This window comes from Frankia canadensis (genome assembly GCF_900197875.1).
Taxonomy (GTDB): domain Bacteria; phylum Actinomycetota; class Actinomycetes; order Frankiales; family Frankiaceae; genus Frankia; species Frankia canadensis.
In genome coordinates, this window is record NZ_FZMO01000391.1 from 1 (window position 1) to 2,031 (window position 2,031).

The following is a 2,031-nucleotide window of genomic DNA, read 5'->3' on the forward strand; positions in this document are numbered from 1 at the left end:
GGGCGGGGGAGATCCGGCGGGGCTGGCGGCCATCCTGGCCGCCGGCAATCCGGCGCCGTACGCCGTCGTGCTGGACGTGCCCGAGGCGGGCCTGCGTGTCGTCGGAGCCTCGCCGGAGCTGTTCCTCGAGCGCGCGGGCGACGTCGTCCGGTCCAGCCCGATCAAGGGAACCGGGCGGACGGAGCGGGACCTGGGGGACAAGGACGTCGCCGAGAACATCATGATCGTCGACCTGGTACGCAATGATCTCGGTCGGGTGGCGCGGCCGGGCAGCGTCACCGTACCGGCGCTGTGCGCGGTCGAGGAGCATCCGGGGCTGGTCCACCTGGTCTCGACCGTGCGGGCCAGGCTGCGGCCCGGCGTGGGCTGGGCGGAACTGCTGGCGGCGGCGAGCCCGGCCGGTTCGGTGTCGGGCGCGCCGAAGTCGAGCGCGCTGCGCGTCATCCGGGAGCTGGAGCCGGTGGCCCGCGGCCCCTACTGCGGGGGCATCGGCTGGGTGGACGCCGACCGTCGCCGCGGCTGGCTGTCCGTCGGCATCCGGACGTTCTGGTTCGGGGATGGCCGGCTGCACTTCGGCACCGGCGCCGCCATCACCTGGGGCAGTGATCCCCTGGACGAATGGCAGGAGACCGAGCTCAAGGCCCGCCGTCTCGTGGGGCTGGCGAGCGGCGCGGCCGGCTGACCGCGGGCCCTGGCTCCGGCCCGGACCGCGACGACATGGCGGCGGGGGCTGCCACGGTGCAGGCCGCGGCGGTGACCGGCGTGAAGGCCCGCAGACGACGACCCGCCCGGCCGGATGTCACCGGCCAGGCGGGTGGGTGCTCGTCGTGCGAATGGGTGCGACCGCAAGAGATGCGAGTTGGGGCAGCGTCTCCCCTGTCGAGTGCCCGCACCGGCTCGCCGGGATCGGGCAGTGCTCCCGGCCCCGGTGAGATCACCGCTCGGGACCGCCCCAGATCAACAGGGCGAGCTCCGCGTCAAGATCGATGATGTCGCTCTCACCACCGAGCGGGACCGCGGAGTAGGTGCGCCGCAGGAAGGCCAGGACCTCGGAGCGCGGCATCTCGAACAGCGCGTGCCCCGACGGGCTCGACAGCGACAGGCAGACGATCCGCCCGCCGGACTGGGCGGCCGGCCAGACCTGAACATCGCCATCGCCGGCCGGGCGGCGCACGCCGTCGCTCAGCAGCTGTCGCGCGAAGGTCCACTCGACGACCTCGTCCGCCCCCGTACGGAACCCGATGCTGATGGCGTAGGGGTCGGCCGGCTCGTACCGGACCGTCGCGGCGACCGGCACGGGCGCGCCGCCGGGGACGACGAGGCGAAGGGCAAGTTCGGCGGTGATCGAATCGTGACGAATAGTCATCGGGCGGCCTCTCATGGTGCGTGGTGCGGGCGAGCACCCGTGTAACGGGATAGTTCCCTCTCCGAGTCCCGTTGGAAACAAGATTATGCCAAGACAACATCCGTTACGGCGGCTTGGGCGAGTTGCCCGGCCCGGAAGGGTGAACCTTTCCCGGGTAGAGCGCGAAACGGTTGCACTACGGACAGCTCTCCACCGCTGGGCGGAAGAGTGATTACTGTGCGTAGCGTCCGAGCGTCCCCCCGAGAGCTGGGCCAACCTGCCGAGGCCGTGCCACCTTGAGCCTTCCCCGTCCGGGTGGTTCTCAACCTTGGCCAGTCATGGCGAACCCGGCGCAGTCCGCCCACCGGGCGGGACGGCAGACATCGCCGCATCCGTCCGCCGAGACCCCCCTGCGGGCCGATGTACGCGGCCGTGTAAGGTGGTGTCACCACCCGCGAGGGCCGGTGACGCAGGGGCGTATAGCTCAGGGGTAGAGCGCTGCCTTCACACGGCAGAGGTCCGTGGTTCGAAACCACGTACGCCCACACGATCTGACTCTTCATGCTGCGGTCCCGCTGTCGGCGAGAGGCCTTGCCGGGGAGCCCGCGCGATGCGCCGACTCTGTGCAGCGGCCCCTCGGAATCCCCGGATACGCCGAGGTGAGGTGGGTTGGGGGAGGTCGGGGG

At 71.6% G+C, this 2,031-nt stretch carries 2 protein-coding genes and 1 tRNA gene; 2 read left to right on the plus strand and 1 reads right to left on the minus strand.

The genetic code is table 11. The features are described from left to right. A partial coding sequence (locus C1A33_RS24470) for a chorismate-binding protein (protein ID WP_207770482.1) occupies window positions 1-682 on the plus strand: 682 nt, incomplete at its 5' end. A 252-nt stretch (window positions 683-934) separates the two neighbouring features. On the opposite strand, the gene C1A33_RS24480 is transcribed toward C1A33_RS24470, so the two are convergent. After that, window positions 935-1,366 carry an SsgA family sporulation/cell division regulator gene (locus C1A33_RS24480; RefSeq protein WP_009739629.1) on the minus strand — a complete coding sequence of 144 codons (432 nt, stop codon included), beginning with the start codon at window positions 1,364-1,366 and terminating at the stop codon, window positions 935-937. Between the two features lie 452 nt (window positions 1,367-1,818). Between C1A33_RS24480 and C1A33_RS24485 the strand changes: the two genes are divergently transcribed. Further along, window positions 1,819-1,890: transfer RNA gene (locus tag C1A33_RS24485), tRNA-Val, on the plus strand. Window positions 1,891-2,031 lie beyond the last annotated feature (141 nt).

Coding starts and splice junctions, on each gene's coding strand:
- C1A33_RS24480 (WP_009739629.1), bottom strand. CDS start 1,366: ATGACTATTCGTCACGATTCGATCACCGCCGAACTTGCCCTTCGCCTC.